18 protein-coding genes and 1 pseudogene are annotated in these 21,549 nt (G+C 71.3%); 9 read left to right on the top strand and 10 right to left on the bottom strand.

The window, feature by feature from the left end; genetic code table 11:
- Window positions 1-29: 29 nt before the first annotated feature.
- Both QJS33_RS19385 and QJS33_RS19380 read right to left on the bottom strand, forming a co-directional pair.
- Window positions 30-1,976: a heavy metal translocating P-type ATPase gene (locus QJS33_RS19385; RefSeq protein ID WP_306369463.1), complete on the bottom strand. Its 1,947-nt coding sequence runs from the start codon at window positions 1,974-1,976 to the stop codon at window positions 30-32.
- 411 nt (window positions 1,977-2,387) lie between these two features.
- Complete coding sequence (locus tag QJS33_RS19380; RefSeq protein WP_372339686.1) at window positions 2,388-3,149, bottom strand: phosphatase PAP2 family protein; 762 nt, start codon at window positions 3,147-3,149, stop codon at window positions 2,388-2,390.
- 732 nt (window positions 3,150-3,881) lie between these two features.
- On the opposite strand from QJS33_RS19380, the gene QJS33_RS19375 reads away from it, so the two are divergent.
- The 4 genes from QJS33_RS19375 (at window position 3,882) to QJS33_RS19360 (ending at window position 8,524) form a co-directional block, all read left to right on the top strand.
- Window positions 3,882-4,559 carry a GntR family transcriptional regulator gene (locus QJS33_RS19375; RefSeq protein WP_306369432.1) on the top strand — a complete coding sequence of 226 codons (678 nt, stop codon included), beginning with the start codon at window positions 3,882-3,884 and terminating at the stop codon, window positions 4,557-4,559.
- A 517-nt stretch (window positions 4,560-5,076) separates the two neighbouring features.
- Window positions 5,077-6,186: a pyruvate dehydrogenase (acetyl-transferring) E1 component subunit alpha gene (gene pdhA / locus QJS33_RS19370; RefSeq protein WP_306369431.1), complete on the top strand. Its 1,110-nt coding sequence runs from the start codon at window positions 5,077-5,079 to the stop codon at window positions 6,184-6,186.
- A 16-nt stretch (window positions 6,187-6,202) separates the two neighbouring features.
- Window positions 6,203-7,216 (top strand): alpha-ketoacid dehydrogenase subunit beta, encoded by a 1,014-nt coding sequence (locus tag QJS33_RS19365; RefSeq protein WP_306369430.1) that lies wholly within the window; start codon window positions 6,203-6,205, stop codon window positions 7,214-7,216.
- A 15-nt stretch (window positions 7,217-7,231) separates the two neighbouring features.
- A complete protein-coding gene (locus QJS33_RS19360) occupies window positions 7,232-8,524 on the top strand; it encodes a dihydrolipoamide acetyltransferase family protein (RefSeq protein ID WP_306369429.1) in 1,293 nt (430 codons plus the stop codon).
- A 353-nt stretch (window positions 8,525-8,877) separates the two neighbouring features.
- Here QJS33_RS19360 and aspS read toward each other — a convergent pair whose 3' ends face one another.
- On the bottom strand, window positions 8,878-10,200 hold the full coding sequence (gene aspS / locus QJS33_RS19355; RefSeq protein ID WP_306369428.1) for an aspartate--tRNA(Asn) ligase: 1,323 nt from the start codon (window positions 10,198-10,200) through the stop codon (window positions 8,878-8,880).
- 418 nt (window positions 10,201-10,618) lie between these two features.
- Here aspS and QJS33_RS19350 point away from each other — a divergent pair, with 418 nt between their 5' ends.
- Both QJS33_RS19350 and QJS33_RS19345 read left to right on the top strand, forming a co-directional pair.
- Window positions 10,619-11,686, top strand: a complete 1,068-nt coding sequence (locus tag QJS33_RS19350) for a hypothetical protein (protein WP_306369427.1) — start codon at window positions 10,619-10,621, stop codon at window positions 11,684-11,686.
- 24 nt (window positions 11,687-11,710) lie between these two features.
- On the top strand, window positions 11,711-12,496 hold the full coding sequence (locus QJS33_RS19345; protein ID WP_306369426.1) for a cupin domain-containing protein: 786 nt from the start codon (window positions 11,711-11,713) through the stop codon (window positions 12,494-12,496).
- A gap of 240 nt (window positions 12,497-12,736) precedes the next feature.
- Here QJS33_RS19345 and QJS33_RS19340 read toward each other — a convergent pair whose 3' ends face one another.
- Complete coding sequence (locus QJS33_RS19340; protein WP_372339685.1) at window positions 12,737-13,177, bottom strand: PLD nuclease N-terminal domain-containing protein; 441 nt, start codon at window positions 13,175-13,177, stop codon at window positions 12,737-12,739.
- A 253-nt stretch (window positions 13,178-13,430) separates the two neighbouring features.
- On the opposite strand from QJS33_RS19340, the gene QJS33_RS19335 reads away from it, so the two are divergent.
- A complete protein-coding gene (locus tag QJS33_RS19335) occupies window positions 13,431-14,168 on the top strand; it encodes a GntR family transcriptional regulator (RefSeq protein WP_306369425.1) in 738 nt (245 codons plus the stop codon).
- A gap of 73 nt (window positions 14,169-14,241) precedes the next feature.
- Here the strand turns inward: QJS33_RS19335 and QJS33_RS19330 are convergent, their stop codons facing one another.
- The 4 genes from QJS33_RS19330 to QJS33_RS19315 all read right to left on the bottom strand — a co-directional run bounded on the left by QJS33_RS19330 (window position 14,242) and on the right by QJS33_RS19315 (window position 17,856).
- Entirely contained in the window at window positions 14,242-15,300 is a 1,059-nt protein-coding gene (locus QJS33_RS19330; RefSeq protein ID WP_306369424.1) for an aspartate-semialdehyde dehydrogenase, read from the bottom strand.
- On the bottom strand, window positions 15,297-16,568 hold the full coding sequence (locus QJS33_RS19325) for an aspartate kinase (protein ID WP_306369423.1): 1,272 nt from the start codon (window positions 16,566-16,568) through the stop codon (window positions 15,297-15,299). Before QJS33_RS19325 ends, QJS33_RS19330 begins: the two co-directional genes overlap by 4 nt.
- Window positions 16,569-16,748: 180 nt before the next feature.
- Window positions 16,749-17,348 carry a recombination mediator RecR gene (gene recR, locus QJS33_RS19320; protein ID WP_306369422.1) on the bottom strand — a complete coding sequence of 200 codons (600 nt, stop codon included), beginning with the start codon at window positions 17,346-17,348 and terminating at the stop codon, window positions 16,749-16,751.
- Window positions 17,349-17,520: 172 nt separating this feature from the next.
- On the bottom strand, window positions 17,521-17,856 hold the full coding sequence (locus QJS33_RS19315; protein WP_306369460.1) for a YbaB/EbfC family nucleoid-associated protein: 336 nt from the start codon (window positions 17,854-17,856) through the stop codon (window positions 17,521-17,523).
- Window positions 17,857-18,541: 685 nt separating this feature from the next.
- Here QJS33_RS19315 and QJS33_RS19310 point away from each other — a divergent pair.
- Entirely contained in the window at window positions 18,542-19,738 is a 1,197-nt protein-coding gene (locus QJS33_RS19310) for a methyltransferase domain-containing protein (protein WP_306369421.1), read from the top strand.
- Between the two features lie 108 nt (window positions 19,739-19,846).
- On the opposite strand, the gene QJS33_RS19305 is transcribed toward QJS33_RS19310, so the two are convergent.
- Entirely contained in the window at window positions 19,847-20,050 is a 204-nt protein-coding gene (locus QJS33_RS19305) for a DUF6243 family protein (RefSeq protein ID WP_306369420.1), read from the bottom strand.
- A 111-nt stretch (window positions 20,051-20,161) separates the two neighbouring features.
- Between QJS33_RS19305 and QJS33_RS19300 the strand changes: the two genes are divergently transcribed.
- A complete protein-coding gene (locus QJS33_RS19300) occupies window positions 20,162-20,785 on the top strand; it encodes a TetR/AcrR family transcriptional regulator (protein ID WP_306369419.1) in 624 nt (207 codons plus the stop codon).
- A gap of 25 nt (window positions 20,786-20,810) precedes the next feature.
- Here the strand turns inward: QJS33_RS19300 and QJS33_RS19295 are convergent.
- Window positions 20,811-21,549: pseudogene (locus tag QJS33_RS19295) on the bottom strand (DNA polymerase III subunit gamma/tau); the annotation flags it as partial.

Genomic DNA, 21,549 nt, shown 5'->3' with positions numbered 1-21,549 from the left:
CCGGTATCGCGGACCGATTTACGGTCGCCCTAATCCGCCGGGGACAGGTCCACCCCCCGCAGCAGCTGCGCGTTGAGCGCCACGATGACCGTCGACAGGCTCATCAGCACCGCGCCCACCGCCGGGGCCGGCACGATCCCGACCGGCGCCAGCACACCCGCCGCCAGCGGCACGGCGAGCACGTTGTACCCAGCCGCCCAGACCAGGTTCTGGACCATCTTGCGGTAGCTCGCCCGCGACAGCCTGCGCACCGCCACCACGCCCCGCGGGTCGTCGGAGGCCAGGACCACGCCCGCCGACTCGATGGCCACGTCGGTGCCCGCGCCGATCGCGATGCCGACGTCGGCCCGGGCCAGCGCCGGGGCGTCGTTGACGCCGTCGCCGACCATCGCGACCGTGCGCCCGCGTTCCTGGAGGTCGCGCACCACCGCGTCCTTCTGGTCCGGCAGGACCTGGGCGAACACCTCGTCCACCCCCAGGTCGGCGGCGACCGCGTCGGCCACGTTGCGGGCGTCGCCGGTGACCATCGCCACGGCGATCCCCTGCTCCCCGAGCCGCCGGACGGCCTCCCGGGATTCCGGCCGCACCTCGTCGGCCAGGGCCAGCGCCCCCGCGACCTCATCCCCCTCGATCACGTGCAGCACCGTCGCGCCCCGCTCGCGCCAGGGCCGGGTGTGCGCCTCCAGTTCCCGCGGCTCGGCCAGTTCCAGGGACTCCAGCAGCGCGGGGCCGCCCACGTACACGGCCCGTCCGTCCACCTCGGCCCGTACCCCGCGCCCGGTCAGCGACCGGAAGCCGGTGGCGGTCGGCACCTCGCCGGCCTCACCCGCGGCCCGCACGACGGCCTCGGCCAGCGGGTGCTCGGAGTCGGCCTCGACCGCCCCCGCCAGAGCCAGCACCCGGGCGGCGTCCCCGCCCGGAACGGCGGCGTGGTCGATGACGGCCGGGGCGCCCCTGGTCAGGGTGCCGGTCTTGTCGAACAGGACGGTGTCCACCAGACGGGTGCGCTCCAGCGCCAGCCGATCCTTGACGAGGATGCCGTTGCGCGCCGACAGCGCCGTGGAGATCGCGATGACCAGCGGGATCGCCAGTCCCAGCGCGTGGGGGCAGGCGATGACCAGCACCGTCACGGTCCGTTCGACGGCCTCGGTGGCCTCGCCCAGCACCGACCAGACGGCGGCGGTGATGATCGCGGCGCCCAGCGCGAACCAGAACAGCAGCCCCGCAGCGCGGTCGGCCAGCACCTGGGAGCGGGAGGTGGAGGACTGCGCCTCGGCGACCAGCCGCCGGATGCCCGCCAGGGCGGTGTCCTCGCCGACGGCGTCCACCCGGACGCGGACCGCGGAGTCGGTGGCCACGGTCCCGGCGACCACGCGGTCGTCCTCCCCGCGGGTGACGGTGCGGGACTCACCGGTGATCATGGACTCGTCCACCGCCGCCGAACCCCGCACGACGGTGCCGTCGGCGGGCACCCGGCCGCCGGAGCGGACCAGCACGGTGTCGCCGGTGTGCAGGTCGGCGATGGCGACCTCCTCGACCGCACCGTCGGCGCCGACCCGCTCGGCGCGGTCCGGCAGCAGCGCGGCCAGCGCCTCCAGTGCGCCGGAGGCCTGGCCCAGGGCGCGCATCTCCAGCCAGTGGCCGAGCAGCATCACCACGACCAGCAGGACCAGCTCCCACCAGAAGTCGAGTGCCGTGCCCACCACGCCGAGGGTGGCCAGCAGGCTGGAGCCGAAGGCGACGGTGATGGCCATCGCGACCAGGGTCATCATCCCGGGCCTGCGCGCTCTGAGCTCGCCGGCGACCCCGGACAGGAACGGCCGGCCGCCGTAGAGGTAGACGACGGTGCCCAGCACCGGCGGGACCCAGGTGAGGGGATCGGCCACGTGGTAGCCCAGCCACCCGGAGACCATGTGGCTGGTGAACACCACGGGGAGGCTGAGCAGCAGGCTCCACCAGAACCGCGTCCGGAACATCGCCGCGTGGTCCCCGTGCCCGCCGCCGTGACCGGTGTGCCCCATGTCCCCGGAGTGGTCTCCGTGTTCGGCGTGTTCCGTGTGGTCGGCATGCGCCGCACCACGGTCGGCGCCGGGCGCCCGGTCGGCGGCGCCGCGGTCCCGGCGGGGTGCGGGAACCCCGGGCGGGGGTGCGGCATCGTGACGCCCGCCGGAACGGCGGCCGTCGTGGTCGTGTGCGCTCATGTCCCTCTCCTCTCCCCCGGAACATACCCTGGAGGGGTATCTTTCGGGCGGATCGCCGCGCCGTGCGGCCTTCACCCTCCCAAGTGATATACCCCCTTAGGGTATTTTCGCAAGGAGGGGGCACCGTGCCCGGACCAAAAAAGGGGGGCGCGGACCGTGTCGGCCCGTGCCCCCCCTTCCGCGTCCTCAGGAGGCGGTCGCCGCCTCCTCGCCCTCGTGTCCGTACCAGGGCCACCACTCTGCGGTGCGCCCGTGCGGGAACATCCGGTCCAGCCGGATCGTCAGCCGCAGTGCGAACCCGCCCGCGATCATCCCGGCCACCAGGTCCGAGAACCAGTGGAAGTGCAGGTAGATCGACACCGCCGATTGCAGCAGCGCGATCGCGACGATGGTGTACCCCAGCCGCCGGATGATGTGCGGCCGGGCCGCCCCGAAGCTGATGATCAGGTACAGCACCAGCCCGTAGATGAGGATCGCGTTGGACCCGTGCCCGGAGGGGAACGCCACGTTCCCCGCCCCGGCGAAGAAGTCCGGGTCGTAGTGCTTGGCGTGGCCGCGGTTGATGCCCAGCTTCATGATCGAGACCATCGACATGATGCCGACCACGCCCACGGCGCTCAGGACGATCGGCCGCCAGCTGCGGTGCCAGTAGGCCAGTTGGAGCGACACCACCCCCAGCACCGGCAGGGCCACGTAACGGGAGGCCACGTTGTCGGGCCAGTGGATCAGGGGCTCGCGCAGCACCTCGAAGTAGGGCCGGTGGAACTCGTTGAGGAAGTTGTCCAGCGGGTGCAGCGGCCCCGCGGCGAGCATCGTCACCACGATGAGCGCGACCGCGAGGATGATCGCGATGCGGTCCGATGCCAGACCCCACGCGATCTCGCTCACGCTGGGCCACTTGACCGCGCGGACGACCGGGAGCCCGGGCCTGGGCGGAGCCTCGCGCACGACGGGGATGGAGCCGCTGTAGGGCCCCGCCACCGGAGTGGTCCTCTTTTCCCTGTCGTGCGTCGTGGTCACGTGTCTCGCCCTCGGATGCCGGGTCCTTGAAGAGTGCGTCATGTGCTCAGTGCCGTCTCACATGTTGTGGGCTCGCCTGTGGCACTGGCCGGGGGAAGGGCCGGCCGCGGATTGCCGGAAACGGGATTCCCTGGATCCTCGGAGCCGATCGTGCGGTGGGGGCCTCCCCCTCACCCTTCGTTCGACGGCCGGACCTTCGGGCCGGTTCACGAAGGTTCCGTGAACACCGCCCCTGGGCAGGTCCGGCGTACGAGGACCGCAGAGAGAACGTCTGCGATTCGTCGTCTGCTCCAGCGGTGCCCCCGCACCGCTCAGGTCCCGAGCGCGGTTCACGGCGCCCTTGGTCGGTTCTTTGCCGTCGCTTGCGTCACGTCCGCGCGGCTTGGTGTGAACATTGCCGACAGACGAGCCTACCTGGACACTTCCCCCCGTTGGCGGCCCGGACGGTCAAGTGTGATCCTTCTACCTCGGACTTTGCCCCACGCCCGGATACTGGACGCAGGCGGTTCACCGCCATGCGACACGTTCGTGAGCTTTCTGTTAGCGCTTCGAGTCCGCTCGGCGAGGCGGCTCCCGCGCGTGTGGCAATCTTCAATGAGTTTCCAGACGACGAGTGGAGCGGCCGCGGTGCACGCGGTCCGCGGACGGGAAGGGCCCTGGATGGTCGACCTGCCGAGGTTGCCGGATGATCCCTCGAAGCTGGCGCGCGAGCCGCTGCGGGAGCAGATCCGGCAGGTCCTGGTCGAGGGCCTGTTGTCCGGCCGCTGGCAGCCGGGCGAGCGCATCGTCGAGCGCCGGATCGCCGCGGAACTGCGGGTCAGCCAGGCCCCGGTGCGCGAGGCGTTGCGCGAGCTGGAGACGCTGCGGCTGATCGAGACGGTGCCCAACAAGGGCGCCCGGGTACGCGACTTCGGCGTCCGGGACATGGCCGAGATCTATCCGGTGCGCGCCGGGCTGGAGCTGGTGGCCGCCGAGCTGGCGGCCCCGCGCCTGCGGTCGGACCCCTCACCGCTGGAGCGCGAGGTGGGCCTGCTCAAGCGGGCGACCGCCGAGGGCGACGTGTCCGGGCAGATCAAGCACAGTGTGGAGTTCCACCGGGAGGTCGTGCGGGCGGCCGACAACAGCGTGCTGCTGCACACCTGGGAGTCGCTGGGCGTGGAGGTGTGGACGGCGCTGTCGGTGCGCTGGCTGAACATGGAACTGCATGCCAAGGCCGCCGACCACGACCAGATCACCAGGGCGTTCCGGGAAGGGGACACCCAGGTGGGGCGGATGCTGAGCGACCACGTGCTGAACTACGTCGAGGCCGCTCTGAAGTCGAACGAGGGCGTGCGCTGACCCCGGGGGCGCGACCGGCCCCGGGATCGCACGGGCGGACCCGCCCGGCATGGGCCCTTCCTGTCGATGACCGGCCCTCTCGGGTCAAGGTTCCGGTATCTGGCGTAAAGTCTTATTGATCGATCATCGATCAGACCGTAGAGTGTGGCGCGACGCACGTCACAGTGAACATCGACCCTTACGGGTGTCCGGAATCGTTCATCCGGCCGGTGAACGAACTCGGGACCCCCGTCGCCGCACCCCCGCTCCACCCCATGCTTAGCGCGGAGGAGACCGGGAAGCATGCGATGAAGGGTCCGGTGACAATCGCATACGAGACCCCGCGAAGCCTTCGCGTCCGGGGGAGGACGAGCCACGCTCCCCAGGACGCACCCCGACAGCCACAGGAGCGCCGCCGCCGTTGAGCCCGGCGGTGGCGCACGTCCGGAGCCGCGCCCGACAGCGCGGCCCCGGCGGGCCCTCGCACCGCGGCCCACAGGCCGCGCTGCCGGGCCTCTCGTACGTAGAAAGGCACACCATGGCTGACACCACGGCCAAGCCGAAGGGCGCCGCCGCCAGGTCCTCCGGGACCCGGCGCCGAGGCCGCAGGAACACCTCCCCCGGCCTCGGCGACGAGAAGCCCGAGGCCCTCCTCGACTACTACCGCCGGATGCTCTTCATCCGCCGCTTCGAGGAGCGCACCGCCCAGGCCTACACGCAGGCGCGGATCGGCGGTTACTGTCACCTCAACCTGGGTGAGGAGGCCACCGTCGTCGGCCTGCTCGACGCGCTCCGCCCGGACGACTACCTCTTCACGAACTACCGCGACCACGGGTACGCGATCGAGAAGGGCATGGACCCCAAGAAGGTCATGGCCGAGCTCTACGGGCGCTCCGACGGCGTCTCCAAGGGCTGGGGCGGGTCCATGCACATGTACGACACCGCCACCCGGATGCTCGGCGGCTACGGCATCGTCGGCGGGCAGCTGCCGCTGGCCACCGGCGCCGCTCTGGCCATCTCCTACCGCGGCGGCGACGAGGTCGTCGTGTGCCAGATGGGCGACGGCACCACCAACATCGGCGCCTGGCACGAGTCCCTCAACATCGCCAAGCTGTGGAACCTGCCGGTCGTGTTCGTGGTGATCAACAACTTCACCGGCATGGGCACCACCGTGGAGATGTCCTCCGCCGAGCCCGAGCTGTACAAGCGCGGCTCCGCCTTCCGCATCGAGGGCGTGCGCGTGGACGGCCGGGACGTGCTCGCGGTCCGCGACACCGCCGCCCAGCTGGTCGAGCGGGCCCGTAAGGAGCAGACCCCGTTCCTGCTGGAGGCGTGGAGCCACCGGCAGAAGGGCCACTCCGTCGTCGACCCCGCCAAGTACCGCACCGAGGAGCAGTGGGAGCAGGCCCGGGACGCGGAGAACGACCCGATCGCCCTCTTCGACGCCAAGCTCACCGAGGCCGGCGTCCTCACCGACGAGCTGCGCGAGGAGATCGCCGCCGCGGTGAAGGCCGAGGTCGCCGCGGCCGCGGACTTCGCCGAGAACAGCCCGCAGCCGGACGTGTCGACCCTCTTCGACTACACGTACGCCACCCCGGTCCCCAACGAGTCGCGGCGCATGCCGGCCGACCCGGTGTTCGCAGAGTAGAGAAGGACGACGACACATGTCTGTGATCACCTACCGTCAGGCCCTGCGCGACACGCTGCGCGCCGAAATGGTCCGTGACGAGAACGTCCTCGTCATGGGCGAGGAGATCGGCGTCTTCGAGGGGTCCTACAAGATCACCGAGGGCCTGCTCAAGGAGTTCGGCCCGCGCCGGGTCAAGGACACCCCCATCGCCGAGGAGGGGTTCGTCGGCGCCGCCATCGGTGCGGCGATGCTGGGCCTGCGCCCGGTCGTCGAGCTGATGACCATCAACTTCTCGCTGATCGCGATCGACCAGATCATCAACCACGCCGCCAAGATCTACGGCATGTTCGGCGGCCAGACCAGCGTGCCCATGGTCATCCGCACGCCGGGCGGCGGCGGCCAACAGCTCGGCGCGACCCACTCGCAGAACATCGAGCTGTTCTACTCCTTCATCCCGGGTCTGAAGGTGCTCGCCCCGAGCACCCCGGCCGAGGCATCGTCGATGCTGCGCGCGGCCATCCGCGACGACGACCCGGTGCTGTTCCTGGAGAACCTGGGCCTGTACAACTCCAAGGGCGAGGTCCCCGAGGACTACGCCCGGCCGGAGAACGACGACGTCGCCACCATCGGCCGCGCCGCCGTCACCCGCGAGGGCTCCGACATCACCCTCATCGGCTACTCACGGATGGCCATGGTCGCCACCCAGGTCGCCGAGAAGCTCGCCGAGGAGGACATCAGCGTCGAGGTCGTCGACCTGCGCAGCCTCCGCCCCCTCGACCGCCAGACCTTCGTGGACTCGGTCAAGAAGACCGGCGCCGCCGTCATCTGCGAGGACGACTGGCTCACCTACGGGATCGGCGCGGAGATCGCCGCGTCCATCCAGGAGGGCGCCTTCGACTACCTGGACGCCCCCGTGCGCCGGGTGGCCATGGCGGAGGTGCCGATGCCCTACGCCAAGCCGCTCGAAACCGCGGCCCTGCCGTCCATCGAGTCGATCAGCACCGCCATCAAGGAGACCCTGAGCGCCGTCGGCAAGCGGGTCGGGTAGAGGGAGTTCCAGTACATGAGCGAGATCTACATGCCGCGCCTCTCCGACACCATGGAGGAAGGCGTGATCAGCACCTGGGTCAAGAAGGTGGGCGACAAGGTCGCCTCCGGTGACGTCCTGGTCGAGATCGAGACCGACAAGGCCGTCATGGAGTACGAGGCCTACGAGGACGGCTTCCTGGTGAAGCAGTCGGTGTCCGAGGGCGAGACGGTACCGATCGGCGCCGTCATCGGTGTGATCGCCGACTCCCCGGACGCGGTGCCCGACGACTCCGGTGCCCCGGCGGCCGAGGACAAGGCGGAGGAGAAGACCGAGGAGAAGGCCGCGGAGCCCGCGGCCGAGCCCGCCGCGGAGGAGGCCCCGGCCCCCGCCGAGGCCCCGTCCGGTGACGGCGAGCGTCCGCGCACCTCCCCGCTGGCCCGCCGGCTGGCCAGGGAGTACGGCCTGGACATCACCAGGATCAAGGGGTCCGGCCCGCGCGGCCGCATCGTGCGCGCCGACATCGAGGCCGCCGCCAAGGAGGGCGCGGGCGAGGCCGCTCCGGCGGCTCCGGCCCCCGCCGCGCAGGCCGCGCCCGCCGCCGCTCCGGCTTCGCAGGCCCCGGCCTTCGACGACGGCCGCGATTCCGAAGAGGTCGAGATCGGCAACGTGCGCAAGGTGATCGCGCGCCGCCTGACCGAGAGCAAGCAGCAGGTCCCGCACTTCTACCTGCGCCGGACCATCGACGCCGAGGCGCTGAAGGCCTTCCGCGGGCAGATCAACGAGCAGTTGGCGAGCACCGGCGCGAAGATCAGCTTCAACGACCTCATCGTCAAGGCCAGCGCCACGGCGCTGAAGCTGCACCCGGCCGTCAACTCCTCGTGGGTGGACGGGAAGCTGCTCAAGCACGGGCGGATCAACGTCGGTGTGGCCGTCGCGGTCGACTCCGGGCTGGTGGTGCCGGTCCTGCACGACACCGACAAGGCCACCCTGTCGGAGATTTCGAGCCGCACCCGCGAGCTGGCGGGCAAGGCCCGGGACGGCAAGCTCAAGCCGCAGGAGATGAGCGGCGGCACGTTCAGCGTGTCCAACCTGGGCATGTTCGGCGTGGACAGCTTCTCCGCCGTGATCAACCCGCCGGAGGCGGCGATCCTGGCGGTCGGCGCCATGCGCCAGGAGGCCGTGGTGGTGGACGGCGAGGTCGCCGTGCGCAACCGGATCTCCCTGGAGCTGTCGGTGGACCACCGCGCGGTGGACGGCGCGGTCGGCGCGGCGTTCCTCAAGGACCTCGCGGAGATCCTGGAAGAGCCCATGCGGATCATCCTGTAGCACCGCGGGACACTGCGAGCGCGAACGCCCCGGCCGGGTCCTCCGGCCGGGGCGTTCCGTCGTCCACAGCCTGTGGACGGAGATCGCCGTGACCACAGGGGCGGCCCGGCGACCCGGCCGATCATCACCCCGACCACCGGCACCACACCGCAGGTCGGTGCCGACCGGCCGGGCGTGCCGACCGCGGCCGGATGTGAGCGGCGATCACCGACCACGTCCACCGGTCGGCGGTCCGGGCAGAACGCACCCGCGGGGCGACCCGGCCCGGCGTCTGCTCGAACAGCCGGAAGGTGTGCTCCGGATCGAACCGGCGCGGGAACGCCCGCCGGACCAGGTCCGCCCCGGGCGTGTCTCTACGGCGTCAGCCGGTTGGGGCCGCGGAAGAGGAAGCCGGCCTCGCGGATGGAGTCCAGACCGAGCAGCACCATCAGGACACGGCTCAGACCCATGCCGAGACCGCCGTGCGGCGGGCAGCCGTACCGGAAGGTGTTCAGGTAGTCCTGCATGGGCCCGGTGTCCATGTCCTTCTCGGCGGCCTGCTGGAGCAGGACGTCGTACCGGTGCTCGCGCTGGGCTCCGGTGGTGATCTCCAGCCCCTTCCACAACAGGTCGAAGCTGCACGTGAGGTCGGGCCGCCCGGCCGGACGCATGTGGTAGAAGGGCCGGATTCCGGCCGGGTAGTCGGTGACGAAGACGAACTCGTGCCCCGTTTCCCGCCGGATGTGGGCGGCGATCCCGCGTTCGCCCTCCGGGTCCAGGTCCTCCTTGCCTCCTTCGGGGTTCCAGCCCCCGGCGCGGAGGATCTCCTGGGCTTCGGCCATGGTGATCCGTGGGAAGGGCGTCGACGGGACGGTCACCTCGACGCCGAACACTTCCCGGATCGCCTCGCCATGGGCATCGGCGACCTTGGCCAGGGCGTGCGCGAGCATCTGCTCTTCGAAGGCCATGACGTCTTCGACGTTCGAGATCCAGGCCAGCTCGACGTCCACGCCGGTGAACTCGGTCGCGTGCCGGGAGGTGAAGGAGGGTTCGGCTCGGAAGACGGGGCCGACCTCGAAGACCCTGTCGATGCCGGCCGCGATCGCCATCTGCTTGAAGAACTGCGGTGACTGGGCCAGATAGGCGTGTCGGTCGAAGTAGCCGAGCTTGAACACCTCGGCGCCGGACTCCGAAGCGGTGCCCATCAGCTTGGGGGTGTGCATCTCGGTGCAGCCCTGCGCGTAGGCGTACTCGCGCATGCCCTGCTCCAGGGTGGTCTGCACGGCGAAGAGCGATCGGGCGGAAAGGCGGCGGCGCACGTCCAGGAAGCGCCAGTCCAGGCGCTGCTCGAGCCCGGTGTGCTCGTCGATGGGCAGGGGGGTCTCGGCCGGGTTCAGGATCTCCACGGACTCGGGGATGATCTCCAGTCCACCGAGCTTGACGATGGGGTTGTCGACCACGCGGCCGGTGATGCGGACGGCGGACTCCGTGGTCAGACGCTCCAGCTCCGCCTCGACAACGTCACCGGCGCCACCTCGCCTGTGCGTGACCTGGGCCATGCCGGTGTGGTCCCGCACGACCACGAATTGGATCTTGCTCTGTAGGCGGAGGGTGTTCACCCATCCTGAGACCGAAACAGACTTTCCGACGTGTTCTCTCAGGTCAGAGACCAGTACACGGCTCGTCGGGTGGATCACAGCAGTCCTCCGAAGGACCTCGTCATGATCCCTTGGGAGTGCGGGCGAGAAGGGAGACTCGCGGTGCCACCGCACTTTCGTCGCCCGGGCGGCGACCTCGTTCGGGCCCTGTGACGGGGGCCATCCGGCGGGGCATGGGGTCGCAGAGGGCCGTTCCTCCCCGCGCTCGGGAGGGTCTTCGCCTCAGGGCGTGAGACCGCCTTCCCAGCCACCGGCGGTTCTCTCGGCTCACGTGATCCTGTGGTCACTCGTCTCCGTCAACGCTTTGGGAAAGGATAGGAGGCCGCGACCGGCCGACGCAACGAGGAAAGCCCCGCCTCGGGAGCATGGTGGCGAGCCGAGACCGGCAGTGGGGGGGCGGACCGTCACCGTGTTCTGCCAGGATCGTGCCGAACCGAACGGAAATGGGACGGACAGCATGGATCACGGCACGCCGAAGCTCGCCGAGCGGCTCCTGAACCTGGGTGTGAAAACCTGGGCGGAGGACGAGGTCCGGGAGCGGACCGCCGACCTGGGGTGGGAGTGGGACGACTCCGGTCGGACCCCGGTCCTGCGCACCGGGCATCCGGCCGGTGACGCCTACGCGACGCCGGTCGACGAGTTCACGGAGGATTTCACGTCCACGGAGGAGGTCCTGGGCGTTCACCAGCCCCTGGCGGAGGTCGGCGGAGGGACCCGTGAGCACGTCGCGGCCTTCCAGCGGGAATACAGGTCACTGTGCGATTCCCTCGGGTTCCCCGGGCTCATGGGTGCCTACGGCAGGGCCTCGTTCTTCTGGGACTCCCCTCGCTGGGGAGGTCCGTTCGCGCGCTGGCGGGACAAGGACCGTTCTCTGGAGCTGCGCGCCACGGGCAGCGGGCCGGTGCTGACCCTGCTGCCCTCGGAGCCGTTGGAGGGCTGGTACGTCTTCAATCACGAGAACGGCGCCGGGACCATGAGCGGGTTCCTCGCCGTCGCCTCGTCGCGCACGGCCTTCGGCGACCTCGGCGGCCTGCACCTGCCCGGTGTGCACGGACACAGCAGCTGGAAGGACTACGGGCGCCTGCTCTCCTCGTCCCTGGGCACGATGGCCGCCGAAATGACCGCGCTGGGCCTGGAACGCTCCTTCGGCTTCCACGGACGCATCCCCGGGACCACCGGCCCCTGGGTCTTCGGGTTCGACATCGGAGAGACCATGCGCATGTCGCTGTACGGCGTGGCGGACCGGGAGGACCTGGCACCCGAGGAGCGGGGCTGGATCAGGACCAACGCACCCGAGGACCTGGAGTACGGCATCGCCTTCCACACCGAGCCCGTACCCTACGACGAGGTCAACGGGACGCGGTTGGCCCTGATGGTGACGGAGATGGCCGAGGACCTGGGCATCCCCTCCCCCGCCGACCTGTCCTTGACCGACTGGGCCGACACCATCCGGGGGAACGAGGCCCACAACCGCCCCGGATACCACCTCTACCACCACGGCCTGGCCGTGACGGAGAATCCCTGACCCCGGACGGGGTAGGGTCCGCGCATGGCCCACATCCTGCACATGACCGAGCTGGAACGCTGGGAGGCCGACGGCGACGTCGAGGCCGACTCCCTGGCGGACGACGGCTTCGTGCACGCCTCGCCCGACGAGAAGACCCTGCTGGCGGTCGCCAACGCGTTCTACGTCGCGGCGGCCGGTCCCCTCGTCACCCTGGTCGTGGACACCGACGTCCTGGACTCGCTGGGGGTGGAGACCCGCTGGGAGGCCGCCGACCCCGCGCCGCCGCCCGAGGCGGACGACGGCGTCCTCTTCCCGCACGTGTACGGCGCGATCCCCCGGGAGGCGGTGGTGGGGGTCCGCCACCTGCGCCGTACGCCGGACGGCCGGTTCACCGCCGTCCAGGAGCGCCCGGCGACCGCGGAGGCACTGGACCTGCTCCCCCACCCCGAGGGCGGATGGTACCGGCGGACCTGGGAGTCGGCGGTGCGGGTCCACCCCGACGGCTACTCCGGCCCTCGCCCCAGCGCCACCGGCATCCACTTCCTGCTGTGCCCCGGCGAGGAGTCCCGCTGGCACCGGGTGCGCTCGGACGAGATGTGGGTGTTCCAGCGCGGCGGCCCGCTGCGCCTGGAACTCGGCGGCACCGGACCCGCGCCGGTGCCCGAAGGCGGTGAGACCCTGGGCGCCGACCCGGGGGCGGGCGACGCCCTCCAGGTGCTGGTGCCCGCGGGCACCTGGCAGTCGGCGCACCCGGTGGCCGCCGAGGAGGTCCTGGTGGGCTGCTTCGTGTCCCCCGGCTTCGACTTCGCCGACTTCGAGTCGGTCTGAACGGGCGGCGCGGAGATCACGGAGACGCCCGGCGCGGTGACGGCACCGCCGGTGGTCGCGCCCTTCCCACTGCGGGCGTGGTCGCGGCTGCGCGCGGTCGGGGCGCCCGCCGCCCCGGCGGCGGGGCCGCCGTGGTCGCCGCGTTCCCGGTGGCCCCGGGCGCGGTGCACGGGCCGGCCGCGCTGCGCACGCGCGGCCGCCGGAAGAAGAAGCGAGGGCAGGGGGTGCGGCGCCGTCCGGTCAGAAGCGCCCGGACGGCTGCTGCGGCCCGGTCGGGTACTGCCCCTCGTTGGGGTCGCGCTCCCCGCCCGGGCGCGGGATCGGCCCGCTGTCGCGCACGTCGCTGTGGTGGCCGACGCTGGGCGGGCTGGTGTGCCGGACCTTGCCCTTGTCGATGCCCAGGATCCGGTTCAGGTAGCCCTTCTTGCCGACCACGAACCAGGCGATCGCCCCGAAGAACGGGAACCAGAGGATGAAGATCACCCACAGGAGCTTGCCTCCCGCGGTGGTGTTGTCGTCGATGACCGCCGAGATGACGGCGGCGATCAGCAGCACGAGGAGCGCCAGAGCGACGGCGGCGATCACGATGCCCGTGATGCCGGCCATCCAGCCGAAGGCCGTTCCGACCGGGTCCGTCGTCATGTCCGCGAGGGCGATGCGTTCCGTGAGGTGCTCGATCATGTCTCCCCCAAGCATGTCGTGAGCGTATCAACACGTAGAGTAATCATCATGGGTGCATACTCACCCTCATTTCACGGTTTTCGGGCGTTTCCTTGGGACCGGATCGGTGGGCTACTCATCGGTACCACCCCCCACCAGGGCTTTCCGCTGCTTTACTGAGAGGTATGGGCTCTCCTCCCCTCGCAGCGCTCCCGCTCCCTCACCCTCTCCCGGCGGTCGCACAAGGTCCGCGGGGCTCCGGGATCGCGCGGTCGTGACCAGGAAACCCCGCTACGTCTGGCTGGCCGACCAACTTCGCGCCCCCATCCTGCGCGGCGACCTGCCCCCCGGGACCAAGCTGCCCTCGCGCACCCGCCTGGCCCGGAACTACCGGGTCAGCGAGCAGATCTCCCGCACCGCGCTGCGGCTGCTGGTCACCGAGGGCCTGGTGGAGGCCCGTCCCGGTTCCGGCTACTACGTGCGCAACGTCCCCGACATCTTCCGGATCTGCCGCACCGACTCCACCTCCGGCTCCGGCCTGGGCCGTCTGGCCCGGGAGCCGCTGGGCACCGAGCAGGAGCCCGGGGAGACCCCGATCGTCGAACGGCTCGGCCTGCGCGAGGGCGAACCGGTGTACCTCACCACGTCGCGCGGGCTGTCCGCGGAGCGGCCCATCACCCTGCACCGTTCCTGGGAGCCCGCCGCCCTCACCGTCGGAACGCTGCGCACCCCCTACGACGCCGCACCCGACGCGGGCCTGCTCGAACGCCTGGGCTCGGCCGGACACCCCGTCGACCGGGTCGTGGAGGAGGTCGGGGTGCGGGTGCTGCGCGATTCCGAGGCCACCCTGCTCGGCTCCGCCCCGGGCATCCCCGTCCTGGTCGTGGAACGCACCCACTACAGCGGTAACCGCCCGGTGGAGACCTCCGACCTCATCGGCACCGCCGACCAGTGTCGACTCCTCTACAAACTGACACTGGGCCGACCGCGCCCGCCGCGCGGGCGCACCTGACCCCGGCACCCGGCCCCGGACACGCGACGGGGGCGGTCGCCGCGGCGACCGCCCCCGAAGAACCCCTACCGGCTCAGGAGGTGAACTCCTGCGCCACGACCTCCGCGATCTGCGCGGTGTTGAGCGCGGCGCCCTTGCGCAGGTTGTCCCCGCACAGGAACAGGTCCAGCGACTTCGGGTCGTCCAGCGACCGCCGGATGCGGCCCACCCAGGTCGGGTCGGTGCCCACCACGTCGGCCGGGGTCGGGAACTCGCCCTTGGCCGGGTCGTCCAGGACTGCCACGCCCTCGGCCTTGCCCAGCAGCTCGCGGGCGGCGTCGGCGGTCACCTCCTGGGAGAAGGTGGCGTGCACGGTCAGCGAGTGGGTGGTGATGACCGGGACGCGCACACAGGTGGCGGTCACCCGCAGGTCGGGCAGGCCCAGGATCTTGCGGGACTCGTTGCGGACCTTCAGCTCCTCGGAGGACCAGCCGTCGTCCTTGAGCGAACCCGCCCACGGCACGACGTTGTAGGCCAGCGGCGCCGGGAACGGGCCCAGCTCCGCCACGGCGGCGCGGACGTCGCCGGCCTTCTCGCCCAGGGTGCGGTCCGCGGCGGCCGCGGCCATCTGGTCGCGCAGGACGTCGATGCCCTCCTGCCCGGCGCCGGAGGCGGCCTGGTAGGAGGAGACCACCAGGTCGGTGACCCCGTAGGTGCGGTGCAGCGCGCCGATGGCGACGATCATCGACAGGGTGGTGCAGTTGGGGTTGCTGATGATGCCGCGCGGCCGGTTGCGGACCTGCTCGGCGTTGACCTCGGGCACCACGAGCGGGACGTCCGGGTCCATGCGGAAGGCACCGGAGTTGTCCACGGCGACCGCACCGCGGGCGGCGGCGATCGGCGCCCATTCCTTGGAGACCTCGTCGGGCACGTCGAACATGGCGACGTCGACGCCGTCGAAGACCTCCGGGGCCAGGGCCTGGACCACGACGTCCTCGCCGCGTACCCGCAGCACCTTGCCGGCGCTGCGCGCGGAGGCGACGAGGCGGATCTCGCCCCACACGTTCTCGCGCCGGGTGAGGATGTCGAGCATGACGGTGCCGACGGCGCCGGTCGCGCCGACGACGGCCAGGGTGGGAAGACGGTTGCTCATCGGCCGGTACCTCCGTAGACGACGGCCTCGACCTGGTCGGCGTCGAGCTGGAACTCGGTGTGGGCGGCCTGGACGGCCGAGTCGATCTGGTCCTCCGTGACGATGACGGAGATGCGGATCTCCGAGGTGGAGATCATCTCGATGTTGGTGCCCGACCCCGCGATGGCGTCGAAGAAGCGGGCGGTGACCCCGGGGTAGGAGCGCATGCCGGCACCGACCAGGGAGACCTTGCCGATCTTGTCGTCGTAGCGCAGCGACTCGAAGCCGACCTTGTCCTGGACCTTCTTCAGGGCGGCCAGGGCCTGCTTGCCGAAGTCCTTGGGCACCGTGAAGGAGATGTCGGTGCGGGAGGTCGAGACCGCCGACACGTTCTGCACGATCATGTCGATGTTGATCTCGGCGTCGGCGAGGGCCTTGAAGATCGTCGCGGCCTCACCGACCTTGTCCGGGACCCCGACGACGGTGACCTTGGCTTCGCTCCGGTCGTGGGAGACCCCGGAGATGATCGGCTGTTCCATGCCTTCGCTTTCCTCGACTTCCGAAACGATCCAGGTCCCGGGCTTCTGACTGAACGACGAGCGGACGTGCAGGGGGATGTTGTACCGTCGCGCGTACTCCACGCAGCGCAGGTGCAGGATCTTGGTCCCGCTGGCGGCCATCTCCAGCATCTCCTCGTAGGAGACCTGGGGGATGCGCCGGGCCGTGGGGACGATGCGCGGGTCGGCGGTGAACACGCCGTCCACGTCCGAGTAGATCTCGCAGGCGTCCGCCTCCAGTGCGGCGGCCAGGGCGACGGCGGTGGTGTCCGATCCGCCGCGCCCCAGGGTGGTGATGTCCTTGCTGTCCTGGGAGACGCCCTGGAAGCCGGCGACGATGCAGATCGCACCCTCGTCCACGGCCTCCTTGATGCGACCGGGCGTGACGTCGATGATCTTGGCGTTGCCGTGCAGGGACGTGGTGATCACGCCCGCCTGCGAGCCCGTGAACGACCGCGCCTCGAAGCCCAGATTCGCGATGGCCATGGCGACCAGGGACATGGACATGCGCTCACCGGCGGTGAGGAGCATGTCGAGTTCGCGGGCCGGCGGCATCGGGGACACCTGCTCGGCGAGGTCGATCAACTCGTCAGTGGTGTCGCCCATCGCCGAGACCACGACGACGACGTCATATCCCGCTTTTTTCTGAGCGACGATCCGCTGGGCTACTCGCTTGATGGCTTCCGCGTCGGCCACGGAAGACCCACCGTACTTCTGCACGATCAAGGCCACGGTCGATGCTCCTGAGGAGTTGGGTTCACAGAGGATTGCAATGGAGTGTAACCGGCGACGCCCTCGTCACCCCGCCCCACCTGGGACGGAACGGCCCGGGGCGTACCGGCGCACCGGGCACGGGTTACCCGATGATCCGGAGGTTACTCATATTTCAGCTCGGTTACGGCGAAATGTGAGCTAGAACTCCAGGCTGCGGCGCCCCTCGAAGGCGCGTCCCAGAGTGACCTCGTCGGCGTATTCGAGATCGCCGCCGACGGGAAGGCCGCTGGCCAGCCGGGTCACTTTGAGACCCATGGGTTTGACCAGGCGGGCGAGGTAGGTGGCGGTCGCCTCCCCCTCAAGGTTGGGGTCGGTCGCCAGGATCAGCTCGGTGACCTCGCCGTCGGCGAGGCGTTTCATGAGCTCCTTGACGCGCAGGTCGTCCGGGCCCACACCCTCGATCGGGCTGATGGCCCCGCCCAGGACGTGGTAGCGGCCGCGGAACTCGCGGGTGCGCTCGACGGCGACGACGTCCTTGGACTCCTCGACCACGCAGATGACGGCGGGGTCGCGGCGGGGGTCACGGCAGATCCGGCACTGCTCCTCTTCGGCGACGTTGCCGCAGACGGAGCAGAAGCGCACCTTCTCCTTGACCTCGACCAGTGCTCCGACCAGGCGCTTGACGTCCGCCTGCTCGGCGGACAGCAGGTGGAAGGCGATGCGCTGCGCGCTTTTCGGACCGACGCCGGGCAGCCGCCCGAGCTCGTCGATCAGATTCTGCACCGCGCCTTCGTACATCGCCCGTCCACTTCGGTCGGACCGTGCGTCTGGGGCGGTCCGTCACCCCTGTACCACCACCGTATAGGGAACGACGACCTTCCGCGTACGCGTCGGGTCGCCGTTGTCGTCCGCTCCGGGAGCGGAACGTGTCCGGGGGTGCCGAACCCCCTGCCCTCCGGGGGCGGGTGGGTCAGAAGCCGGGCAGACCGGGGATGCCGCCGCCGCCCAGGCCCTGGGTGAGCGGGCCCATCTTCTCCTGCTGGAGCCGCTCCACCTGCGCCTCCGCGTCACGGATGGCCGCCAGGACCAGGTCCGCGATGGTCTCGGCGGTGTCCGACGCGTCGTCGGGGTCCACGGCCTCGGGGGCGATGGTGATGTCCTCGACCTGTCCGCGCCCGCTCAGCTTGACCTTGACCAGTCCGCCGCCGGAGGTGCCCTCCACCTCGGCGTCCTCCAGGGCCTGCTGGGCCTCCACGAGCTGCTGCTGCATCTGCTGGGCCTGCTGGAGCAGGGCCTGCATGTCCATTCCGCCAGGGTTCACGGCCGTCTCCTCGTCGCACCCGCGGTACCGGGTCTCGATGTCATGTCCGTATGTCCGTTGCCTGTGAGGGTAACCGGTTCCGGGGCTGCGGGCGGGCGCACGGCCGACCGGGTCGCGGCGACCGCCGCGGCGATCGGAGCCCGCCTTTTCGGGGTTGCGCACATCCCCGGCAGCGCGGAAGGTGGGAGGGTGGAGCAGGGCACCGCACCGGTGGACCGCGTACCGCCTGCGGCCCTGTCCCCGCCGGGCCCGGACCGCCCGCACATCGCCGACGGCCCGCGCCACCCGGGACCGGACGACCTGCGGCCCCGGCGGGAGGGGACCCCGGCGGGCGCCACCGCGCCCGCCGCCCCGGGCCGGCCGTACCCGGTGCCGGCGGGACGGCCCCGCATCTTCGACCCCGACGTGGTGGAACGCATCGCCGCCGGGGTGGCATGGAGCCGATTCGGGGAAAGGACTACCACTACGGCAGTGGTCCGCACGGATACGTGGACCTTCCCCGGCGCGATGCGGTTGCGACTCTCCGACCATCCGCTTCCACCAGCGAAAATATCGAAGAGTAGCGATAACATCACTGCCGGTTGAAATCGTGCCTCACGGGGCACAACCGTCCCGGCGGTGTGCGCGAACACCGCCGATCACAGCGATAGGCACGGGGGTCGAGGACGTGTTGACCGCACGAGAGCGCCATTCGGCGCTGATCGAGGCGATGATCGCGGACGGCACCCTGGTCGACGCCTCGCTCATCGAGACGTTCCGATCGGTGCCCCGGCACCGGTTCATCCCAGAGACCGGGGCCGTGACCGCGCACGGCACCGCACTCAACGCGGCCAGCGACCCGGACCTGTGGCTGTCCGCCGTCTACGCCGACAACGCGATCGTCACCCGGGTCGACGAACCCGGGGTCCTCGCCCCCCGCGACGAACGGCAGGACCGCGAGGAGCGACGCGACCGGGAGACCGGGGTGCCCGAGCAGCGGCGGTCGTCGCCCGCCCGGGCCACCTCCTCCAGCGCGGCGCCCACCGTCCTGGCCCGAATGCTGGAGCTGGCCGAACTGGCCCGCGGGCAGAAGGTGCTGGAGGTCGGCACCGGCACCGGTTGGAACACCGCGCTGCTGGCGCACCGGCTGGGCGACGCCTCGGTGGTGTCCGTGGAGATCGACGAACGGCTGGCCCGGACCGCGCGGGAGACCCTGCGTGCCGAGGGATACGCGCCGACCGTGCTCGACGGCGACGGCTACGAGGGCTGGCCCGCGGAGGCCCCCTACGACCGGATCGTCTCCTCCTGCGGGGTGCGGCGCATCCCGCCCGCCTGGATCGACCAGCTCGCCCCCGGCGGGCTGGCCGTTTGCCCCTGGGGCCTGTTGGAGGGCACCGGCGTGCTCGTCCGCCTGGTGTGCCCCGGCGACGGGACGGCGCGGGCGAGCTTCCACGGCGGCGTCGGCTTCGTGCCGTTGCGCACACCCGGACCCCGCCTTCCGCCGGTGCGCGACGCCGGCCAGCAGCCCGACGAGTACCGGCTCACCCAGACGGACCCGGTGGCGCCGCTGATGGCGTTCCCGTCGGCGTTCGCCCTGTCGGTGATGGTCCCCGACTGGCGGCTGCGCCGCCGCTGGATCGGGACCGGGTCCGGGGTGTGGGTGTGCGATCACGGCGGGGAGTCCTGGGTGCGCGTGTACCCCTACGGCACCTCGTGGATGATCGAACAGGGCGGGCCGCGCAGCATCTGGGACGAGTTCGAGGACGCGTTGGAGGAGTGGGGGCGGCTGGGTGCGCCCGCCCCCGACCGGTTCGGGCTGTCAGTGGACAAGGGCGGGGCGCACCGGGTGTGGCTGGACTCGCCGGAGCACCCCGGGTGGTCGGTCTGAGTCCGAAGCCCGCGCGGGGGTGCGGGGAACGCCGGGTGCCCCCGGACCGGAGGTCGGTCCAGGGGCACTCAGGGGGTCCGGGGCGCTCGCGCGCCCGTGCGACCGCGGCTATTCCGCGTTCTCACCGGAGTCCGCGGACCCGTCGGAGTCGTCGGACCGGTTGCGCTCCTTGATCTTGCGCAGCAGGTCCTCCTTGCGGCGCTGGGCGTCGGCGCTGGGGCCGCTGGGGCCGCCCCTGCCGCCCTTCGCGGCGGAGCGGGAGACGCCCCGGCCACCGCCCAGGCCGAGGAGATTGTCGTTGTTGCGGGCCATGGGACCTCCCCCTGAGCGAGTCCGGGCTCGCCCTGTACTGTTCCGGTCTCTTGCAGGTTACCGCTAGCAAGACGATACGTCTCGTCATTTTCTGGGGCTACCGTGGGAGGTATGGCACAGACCAGCACCCCGGAGGAGCCGGCACGGCCCGCACCCGACCCCCGGCGTCGCAGCGAGCGGGCGCGCAGGGCCATCCTCGCAGCCGCGGGCGAGTTGCTGGGCGAGGTCGGGTACGCCCGGCTGACCATGGAGGCGATCGCGGCCCGGGCCCGGGTCGGCAAGCAGACCATCTACCGCTGGTGGCCGACCAAGGCCGCGGTGGTGTTCGACGTGTTCACGGAGCTGACCGGCGGGACCGCGGGTGAACCGCTGCCGGACACCGGCGATCTCGACGCCGATCTGCGCACGGTACTCCACGCGATCGTCGACGAGTACACCGACCCGCTCATGGACCGCATCAACCGGGCGTTCGTCGCCGAGATACAGACCGACCCGGAACTGGCCCGAAACGTGACGGAGCGGCTGCTGGGGCCCAACCTGAAGGCGTTCGAGGACCGGCTGCTGGCGGCGCGCGAGGCCGGTCAGCTCGACGCCGGGGCGGATCCCGCCCTGGTGGTGGACCTATTGCTGGCACCGGTGCAGCAGCGTTGGCTCATGCGGTCCGAGGAGCTGACGCACCCGTACGTGGACACCCTGGTCGACACCGTGCTGCGGGCGCTGCGGCCGCGGGACTGAAACCGCGGAGGGCGGGCCCGGCCGTTCACAGGGAGGCGTCCGGTGCCTCGTGCTCGATCTCCTCGATGACCTTGCCGCCCAGCCGCGTCTCGATGAGGGAGGCGCCGGCTCCCGGGGGGAGCCGGACGTCCGCGGAGTCGGAGGCCGGGTTCGGGGCGGCGGGCGCCGTCTCGGTGGCGGGGGCCGCCGGCTTCGCGGTGTCCGGTGCCGGTGCCGGGGGGTTCGGACGGGCGGCCGGAGCAGGCGGCTCCGGCCCGAAGTCCTCCGGCGGCGGGGCGGCCGCGGCGTCCTCGTAGGGGTCCGGCGGCGGCTCCTGGAGGCCGGTGACGATCTTGTCCGGCGGCGGGCCCGCCGGGGCCTGCGGCCGTGCCGGCTTCTCCTGCGGCTGCGCCGCCTGGGCCTGCGGCTGCGCCGGCCGCTCCTGGGTTTCCCGGGGGCGCTCCGGGGCCGCCGGCGCCGGGGCGTCCCAACCCGCGGGCTCGGCCGGCCGGGCGGGGGCGGGCGCGGGAGCACCGCCTCCGGAGACGGCGGTCACCCGCACCTCCATGCCCAGCACCTGGTGAACGGCCGAGGCCACCACCTGGTCGCTGCCGCTGTTGCCGAAGCCGCGGGCCTCGTTGGGCCGGGAGAAGCCGAGGACGACGGCGTTGCCGTCCACCCCGACCGGGCGCACGTCGCTGCCGGTCAACACCATCCAGGTGAAGCGGCGCAGGCGTTTGACCGTGTCCAGGATCTGGGGCCAGGAGGCCTGGATCCGCCCCAGG

Source organism: Nocardiopsis sp. CC223A (genome assembly GCF_030766825.1).
In the GTDB taxonomy this organism is placed as follows: Bacteria; Actinomycetota; Actinomycetes; order Streptosporangiales; family Streptosporangiaceae; genus Nocardiopsis.
The sequence above is the reverse complement of the archived record's forward strand: the minus strand, read 5'-3'. Positions and strand labels throughout refer to the sequence as shown.

Bases quoted from the DNA above. Each gene is read 5' to 3' on its own strand.
- QJS33_RS19300 (WP_306369419.1), top strand. From the start codon at position 20,162: ATGGCACAGACCAGCACCCCGGAGGAGCCGGCACGGCCCGCACCCGAC.
- QJS33_RS19350 (WP_306369427.1), top strand. From the start codon at position 10,619: ATGGATCACGGCACGCCGAAGCTCGCCGAGCGGCTCCTGAACCTGGGT.
- pdhA (WP_306369431.1), top strand. From the start codon at position 5,077: ATGGCTGACACCACGGCCAAGCCGAAGGGCGCCGCCGCCAGGTCCTCC.
- QJS33_RS19305 (WP_306369420.1), bottom strand. From the start codon at position 20,050: ATGGCCCGCAACAACGACAATCTCCTCGGCCTGGGCGGTGGCCGGGGC.
- QJS33_RS19345 (WP_306369426.1), top strand. From the start codon at position 11,711: ATGGCCCACATCCTGCACATGACCGAGCTGGAACGCTGGGAGGCCGAC.
- QJS33_RS19360 (WP_306369429.1), top strand. From the start codon at position 7,232: ATGAGCGAGATCTACATGCCGCGCCTCTCCGACACCATGGAGGAAGGC.
- QJS33_RS19375 (WP_306369432.1), top strand. From the start codon at position 3,882: ATGGTCGACCTGCCGAGGTTGCCGGATGATCCCTCGAAGCTGGCGCGC.
- recR (WP_306369422.1), bottom strand. From the start codon at position 17,348: ATGTACGAAGGCGCGGTGCAGAATCTGATCGACGAGCTCGGGCGGCTG.
- QJS33_RS19365 (WP_306369430.1), top strand. From the start codon at position 6,203: ATGTCTGTGATCACCTACCGTCAGGCCCTGCGCGACACGCTGCGCGCC.
- QJS33_RS19315 (WP_306369460.1), bottom strand. From the start codon at position 17,856: ATGGACATGCAGGCCCTGCTCCAGCAGGCCCAGCAGATGCAGCAGCAG.
- QJS33_RS19340 (WP_372339685.1), bottom strand. From the start codon at position 13,177: ATGATCGAGCACCTCACGGAACGCATCGCCCTCGCGGACATGACGACG.
- QJS33_RS19385 (WP_306369463.1), bottom strand. From the start codon at position 1,976: ATGTTCCGGACGCGGTTCTGGTGGAGCCTGCTGCTCAGCCTCCCCGTG.
- QJS33_RS19330 (WP_306369424.1), bottom strand. From the start codon at position 15,300: ATGAGCAACCGTCTTCCCACCCTGGCCGTCGTCGGCGCGACCGGCGCC.